The sequence below is a fragment of the Marinobacter sp. B-21 genome, assembly GCF_056857895.1.
Genome location: NZ_JBSXNZ010000057.1, coordinates 126,791 through 133,718, shown reverse-complemented (window position 1 = coordinate 133,718; position 6,928 = coordinate 126,791). Strand labels below are relative to the sequence as shown.

At 57.2% G+C, this 6,928-nt stretch carries 6 protein-coding genes; 2 read left to right on the top strand and 4 right to left on the bottom strand.

The window, feature by feature from the left end:
• Positions 1–224: 224 nt before the first annotated feature.
• The 4 genes from AC13C0_RS05970 to AC13C0_RS05955 form a co-directional block, all read right to left on the bottom strand.
• On the bottom strand, positions 225–1,931 hold the full coding sequence (locus AC13C0_RS05970; RefSeq protein ID WP_482954118.1) for a FimL-related protein: 1,707 nt from the start codon (positions 1,929–1,931) through the stop codon (positions 225–227).
• 218 nt (positions 1,932–2,149) lie between these two features.
• A complete protein-coding gene (gene dnaQ / locus AC13C0_RS05965) occupies positions 2,150–2,860 on the bottom strand; it encodes a DNA polymerase III subunit epsilon (RefSeq protein WP_482954117.1) in 711 nt (236 codons plus the stop codon).
• A 39-nt stretch (positions 2,861–2,899) separates the two neighbouring features.
• Positions 2,900–3,343: a ribonuclease HI gene (rnhA, locus tag AC13C0_RS05960; protein ID WP_117617205.1), complete on the bottom strand. Its 444-nt coding sequence runs from the start codon at positions 3,341–3,343 to the stop codon at positions 2,900–2,902.
• 29 nt (positions 3,344–3,372) lie between these two features.
• The gene (locus AC13C0_RS05955) at positions 3,373–4,167 is read right to left on the bottom strand and encodes a class I SAM-dependent methyltransferase (protein ID WP_482954116.1); all 795 of its coding nucleotides are present in this window, start codon (positions 4,165–4,167) and stop codon (positions 3,373–3,375) included.
• A gap of 96 nt (positions 4,168–4,263) precedes the next feature.
• Here AC13C0_RS05955 and gloB point away from each other — a divergent pair, with 96 nt between their 5' ends.
• Together gloB and AC13C0_RS05945 are read left to right on the top strand one after the other, a co-directional pair.
• Positions 4,264–5,058, top strand: a complete 795-nt coding sequence (gene gloB / locus AC13C0_RS05950) for a hydroxyacylglutathione hydrolase (RefSeq protein ID WP_482954115.1) — start codon at positions 4,264–4,266, stop codon at positions 5,056–5,058.
• A 169-nt stretch (positions 5,059–5,227) separates the two neighbouring features.
• On the top strand, positions 5,228–6,928 hold the full coding sequence (locus AC13C0_RS05945; protein WP_482954114.1) for a lytic transglycosylase: 1,701 nt from the start codon (positions 5,228–5,230) through the stop codon (positions 6,926–6,928).

Sequence of the window (6,928 nt, the reverse complement as noted above, 5' to 3'; positions counted from 1 at the left end):
CGATGGACACCCTTGCCGTCCGGCTAGTGGTTCCCCTTACCGGGCCCACAGGGGACTTGCACCCCCAAGTCATCCGGCCAGCACCACCTGTACCGGAACAGCGCCCGTCAAGGCGCTACGCGCCATGCCTGGCGCACCAATCAGAAAAACCTGCGTTTTGCGCGGGTTTTTTTATGCCCGGAATCAATTACTGGCCTCAGAACCGGACCGCTGCCCTCGCCTGCTCAAAGCCCTACATCGTCCAACGACGATTCGGCGAGTTTAAGCAGGTCAAGGTTGTGGTCTTCGCTCTTGCCGATGCTTTCTATGTAGTATTCCAGGGACGTCAGGGCATCCGCCAGTGCCTCCAGCACCTGTTCGGCCGGGGTCTCTTTGGCATCCAGCAGGCGCTCCTGAATTGACGCTGCAACCCGCTCAAGAACACTGGCAGAGGCGGGGTCGTTCACCATTTGTAAACCGCCCCAGATACTGTGGAGTGTGACCGGCAGGTTGGCGAGGTGGAGTTTGTCGTAGTCGGATTCAATAAAGGCGGTTATCGCCCGTTTTGCCAGGGTCAGCGCACCGCGGGCTTCATCGGCAACCACGTAAAGGGCTTCCCTCAGATACACGGACTCTTCCCGCTTTCTTTCGCCGCTGGCCAGGGCATCGGTCTCCGAGGTAATACCACGGGTTACAATCTGCATGACTGCGTCTTCGATACCGAGAACCGAGTCGGCAAGGCGATAGAGTTCGTCGTCACCCGGCAGGCGGGATTCTTCTTCCCAGCCACGCAGTTTGCCGGCCTCCTCTCTTGAAACAGCCGCCAGCTTGTTCAGATCAAGCATAACCAGGGTGTTGGCCAGGCGCTCCAGCGCGTCCGCAATGGAAGACAGCTCCGCAAGATCTGGCTCAATTCCGCGCTCGATGATGTCCAGTTTGTCTTTAAGCTGGTTCAGTTCATCCTGCAGGGCTTCCGACAGGGATTTGAGCACGTCGGTGCCCGGGCCATACAGGCGACGGGCATGGGCTTCGAGCATGGCATCCGAGTAGTCGGCCGGAGCGAGATGGTAGGCAGAAAGAACCTGGATGACTTCCGGTTTGCTGGAACCGCTCCGGTAAAGCAGATAGACCAGATCACGGATCAGCGAATCCGGTGCGTCCTTGGTTGTTGCTATCTTGCCGACATAAACCACTTCCCGGGCGTACTTTTCAATCCGCATGAACATGCGCTTGCGGGCTTTGGTGATCATCATGGCCCGATCAAGCATGGTCTCAGCCACAATACCCACCAGACACCACATCTGGCCCATGGGCGCACCCCGGCATAGACGGGCGAAACCTCGCGCCGCGCGGCCGATCAGTTTTTTGTTCACCGCATCGTTACGCTCACGGAGCATTCCCAGAAGTGCAATCTGGAAAGTAAGACGCATGCGCCGGGCCAGTATTTCGTACCCGGCCTCGTCACCCTCGAAAGACTGAACGGAAAAACCGGCACAGAAATCCGGCCGCACCTTGACGTCAACATCAAAAAAACAGGATTCGGGATAGGGTTTTTCCCTGCGGGCTTCCCGGAGATCGTTAATAACCGGCAAAAGAAGTTCGGGATGATCTTCCCGTTGCTGGTGGTAGTACTCCACGTAACGGCGAAGGATAAACAGTGCGCTGTTCAGTGTGGTCAGGAGGATGTTTTTATCGTCATTGGCGCCAACGGGTACGTCGTTGGCCATGGTCACCGCTTCCTGGCAAAGCAGGGTGCCGCCCCGCAGCTCCACGAGAATAAAAATACCCCGAAGCTGATTGACGAAATCAACACAATTCTGGAGATCCTCACCCCTTTCGCGGTTTTCCTGAAAGCGTTCAAGGCTGGATTCTGCCTGCTTGATGGTCTGTTCTATTTCACTCTTGACCAGATCAAACGACTGCGATTTCGTCGCGAGAGACGACTGAACCATAAACGCTTCCCGTTAACTTTGCGGAGACTACCGCATCCTCTTTGGTGGACATTGGCCCGGCAATGGCCGACCAGGCCTTTTTGTTGTGAGCCGGTCGAACCCTTTTCCGGCCAAAGCAAGTTCGCAAAAAACTAGCGAACTTATCATTACTTATAACACAAAACTCAAGTAGCTCAAGAAAGGCGGAATGTAACATTTGGTACAGGCTGACCCAGTTCTCATTCCGTGCTCCGGAGTTTGCCCCACACGGTTTCGCCGGCCTGTTTTTCAAGGAGGGACATGAATTCCTTGTGGGCGTCACTTTCCGCTTCGGAAGCCCGGACCACGGGCAGCGGTCCCCTGTCTGACGACAGTCTGCGGATACCGCTGGCACCGCCGCCGTTTTCCGCGCTGGCATCCAGGGACAGCGCGGTCTGGCCGCCCGTCAGCAGCAAATAGACATCGGCCAGGATCTCGGCGTCCAGCAACGCTCCGTGAAGCTCCCGGTTACTGTTATCAACACCGTAACGCTTGCACAGAGCATCCAGGTTGTTTTTCTGGCCCGGATGCCGTGCCCGGGCAATGGCAAGGGAATCCACAACGCCACAATGATCAGCGGTTTTTCGCACCGGTTTCAGGCGTGCGAATTCGGCATCCATGAAGCCCACATCAAACGCGGCATTATGGATGACCAGCTCGGCCCCCTTGATAAACTCGAAGAACTCGTCGGCGATTTCAGCAAACTTTGGCTTGTCGACAAGGAATTCGTTGGTAATGCCGTGAATGGTGATGGCTTCGGCCTCAACCTCACGCTCCGGATTAATGTAGACATGGTAGTTGCGCCCTGTGAGCTGGCGCTCCATTAATTCAACACAGCCAATCTCGATGATCCGATGGCCTTCTGCCGGATCAATGCCCGTGGTTTCTGTATCCAGTACAATCTGTCTCATTACCTGTACCCGGTTATCTGCAGTCTGTTCATCGGGGAATCAAGCATTGGCGAGCTCTTCAACCCCGCGGTTGGCGAGTTCGTCCGCCAGTTCGTTGTCAGGAACGCCGGAATGCCCCTTGACCCAGTGCCAGTTGACTGTGTGTCTTGCCACTTCGGCGTCCAGCTCACGCCAGAGATCTTCGTTCTTTACCGGCTTTTTGGCAGACGTTTTCCAGCCGTTGCGCTTCCACCCGGCCATCCATTCAGTGATGCCTTTGCGGACATACTGCGAGTCAGTGAACAGCTCCACCTCACAGGGGCGCTTGAGAGCTGCCAGCCCCCGGATAGCCGCCATAAGCTCCATTCGGTTGTTGGTGGTCCCTGCCTCGCCGCCGTGCAGCGTTTTTCGGCTGTCGCCGTAACGCAATACAACGCCCCAGCCTCCCGGGCCCGGATTGCCCTTACAGGCACCATCAGTGTAAAGGATTACCTTGCCAGCCATTCACTCTCCTGAATCAGTCAATCGATGTGTCATTCCACTCGGTGCACCGGTGTTCCGTTTCGCCTGCACCCCCTTGAGGCACCGACCGTTCCGGTGCCTGACAGGCTGATCACCTTGTTCTGGCGCCAGGCAGGTCGCCTGGGAAGCCGGGCATGCACGCGCTTCCTGGCAAGGATACAGTAATAGGCACCCACTGGCAGGAACCTGTTCCCGGATAGCCGATTGTCAATCCGGCTGACGGCCTTCCGGCCACTTCTTTGTAACGGTGATCTGAAAAAACGCGTAACAGATGCCTCAACGTTGAAGCCCAGCAGGCGAAGCCAGTCTTCCATGCGCCCCCGCAGCAGGAAACGACCGCCCCAGGGACCCTCATTGCTCCGGGATATGAGTTTCCGCACACCCCAGAGACTGATGGGATTGAAACCGATCAGGGCCATGGTGCCCTCCCCCCTGAGCACCCGCGCGGCCTCCCGGATAACCTGGTGAGGATAGGATGAAAAATCCGCGGTGTGATGCAGCACCACCAGATCCATGGAATCACCGGGAAATGCCAGCTCGTCGGCGTCACAAATGGCAACGCCATCGGGTATCTGAGGATTCCACCGGGGGGTTGTCATGATTCGCTGGGCAAAATCGGTGCCGGTGGCCAGAGGAAGCCGGTGGCTCACGCCAACCTGAAGCTGCCTCGCCCCGGTCAGGTGCTGCAACTCCGCATCGACAAACCGCCGCTGATCGGCGAGCAGCGCCCTTCCCAGGGGGGTCTGGAACCAGCGCTCGAAACTTTCATGCCTGGCCGAAAAATCAACTGCGTCGGAATCACTCACCGTTGCGCCACTCCGTGAAGGCCGAACCCGTGGTTGGGGCCTTGTATTTAATGCTCTATCATATCAGTCACATTCGATAAGCACATGTGGGGCCCTATGCTGACCATCTCCGCGATACCTGCGTTCAGTGACAACTATATCTGGTGTCTGTCTGACACCTCCAATGGCAAAGCCCTGATCGTGGACCCCGGGCAGGCGCAACCGGTTCTGGACCACCTGGCTGAACAGCACCTGACTCTGGACACCATTCTGGTCACCCATCACCATCCGGACCATGTGGGAGGCGTTAAAGAACTCCGATCCGCCTTCCCTGACTGCCGGGTGACCGGTCCGGCGGACTCTCCGTTCCAGGGCAGTACCAACAAGGTGCACCCGGGAGATGAGGTGATCTGGGAAGACATTACCTTCCAGGTGCTCGGTGTTCCTGGCCATACCCTCGATCACATTGCCTACTTTACCGATGTGGAGGTTGCAGGCCGGCCGGTTCTGTTCTGCGGCGACACCCTGTTTGTATGCGGTTGTGGTCGTTTGTTTGAGGGCTCGCCGGAGCAGATGCGCCAATCGCTGCAGACCCTTCGGGCTTTGCCCGGAAAGACCGCCGTCTATTGCGCTCATGAATATACCCTGGCGAACCTTCGCTTCGCCCGTAGCTGGCTACCCCAGGACGACGCATTGAAAGATTTTGAGGAACAGTGCCGGACGGCGCGGGACGCCGGCAAAGCGACAGTGCCTTCAGTTCTGGCAGATGAAAAGCGCCTCAACCCGTTTCTGCGCTGGGACGATCCTGCGGTGGTCGATGCCGCCCGGTCCTACTGTACCAGGCAGGGGCTGCCGGCCGATTCGGACAACGCCATATTTGCCGCCATCCGACATGGCAAGGACAACTTCTGACGCCGGGGTACACGCGATTAACAAATCCTCTCATCGACGTAACGAGAGGTTTCTTGACCCCTTGAAAAGCGGTCCCATAGAATCGTTGCAACTTTGTGACCGTAAATTATTCAATATGCCGGATTTTCAGACGTGGGACCCGGCTTCAATCTGGAACCGGATGTCTCTTATGTCGGTCAGACAATTGTCGTTTTTGTTTCTCACCGGAGCCCTCGTCAGCGGGTGCAGTATTCTGGATGGACAGGCTCAGGATAATCCCCTGAACTCCGAAAAAGTCACTGTAGCAGCGGGAGACGACGGCCTTAAACAGTCCGTTGTATCCGGAGAGAACCGAGATGCTGCCCGTAATGAGCCGCTGGATGAAGCCATAGCGCCCGAGCTCAAGGCTGCGGCGAGGGATGCCCGCGACAAGCTCGACAATCCGGTCCAGGAACCCCCTGAGGCGGAGGTTGTTGAGAAAGACCTTTGGGCAAAACTCCGTTCCGGGTTTGTACTGAATCATGACGTGGACAATGAGCGTGTTCGTGATCAACTGAACTGGTATGCGAGTCACCCGGGCTATATCGACCGAGTGGTTGAGCGGGGAAGCCGTTACCTGTATTACATTCTGAACCAGACGGAAAAGCGCGGGCTTCCAGCGGAATACGCCCTTTTACCCGTTGTTGAGAGTGCCTTCGATCCCTTCGCCTACTCCCATGGTCGCGCAGCCGGCCTCTGGCAGTTCATTCCCTCAACCGGGAAACATTTCGGTCTGAGACAGAACTGGTGGCACGATGAACGGCGCGACGTTGTGGCTGCCACCGATGCGGCTCTTACCTATCTTGAACGGCTGGCAAACCGGTTCGATGGTGACCATACGCTGGCGCTGGCCGCTTATAACAGCGGTGGTGGCACTGTGTCCAGCGCCATGCGCCGTAATCGCAACAGCAACAGGCCCACCGATTTCTGGTCACTTCAGTTGCCGCGGGAAACCCGCCACTATGTGCCGAAACTGATCGCGCTGGCAAAGATCTTTGACGATCCCGAGGCCTATGGCATTGAACTGCCCGCGCTGAAGGACGAACCCCATTTCGAGATCGTCGAAACCGGATCCCAACTGGATCTTGCGCAGGCAGCGGAAATGGCCGGCGTGGACATTGATGAAATCTACCTGCTCAACCCTTCTTACAACCGCTGGGCAACCACTCCTGAAGGCCCGCACCGTTTGCTGGTGCCGGTTGAAAATGCGGAAACCTTCCGGTCGGCACTGGCGCAGATACCGGCCAAAAACCGGGTTTCCTGGCGCAATTATGTGGTGAAATCCGGCGATAGCCTGAACTCCATCTCCCGCAACTTTTCGACCACACCGTCGGTGCTTCAGCAGGTCAATAACCTGAACAGTGACCTGATCCGGATTGGCCAACGCCTGCTTATTCCCTCTGCCTCCAAGGGCAGTGACGCCTATGTACTCAGTGCTTCCCAGCGCCTTAACCGCAAACAGTCCCGGGAGCGGGACGGCAGCAAGGTTCGGTACACTGTTCGCAAGGGCGATACCTTCTGGGACATTGCCCGGGAGCACCGGGTGTCAGTTCGCGAGGTTGCAGCCTGGAACGGCATGGCACCGGGAGACCCCCTGATGCCCGGCAAGGAGCTGGTTATCTGGTCGAAGACCAGCCAACCGACGGTATTGGCAGCCAACAGCGCACGAGGCGAGGCGATGGTTCGGAAGGTGGGTTACCGTGTTCGCAAAGGCGACTCCCTGGCCCGTATTGCCAGCCGTTTTTCCGTAAATGTGCAGGACATCGCAAGCTGGAACGACCTGAAGATGTCACGTTATCTGCAACCCGGACAAAGTCTGGTACTCTACGTTGATATCCGAAACAGTCCCTGA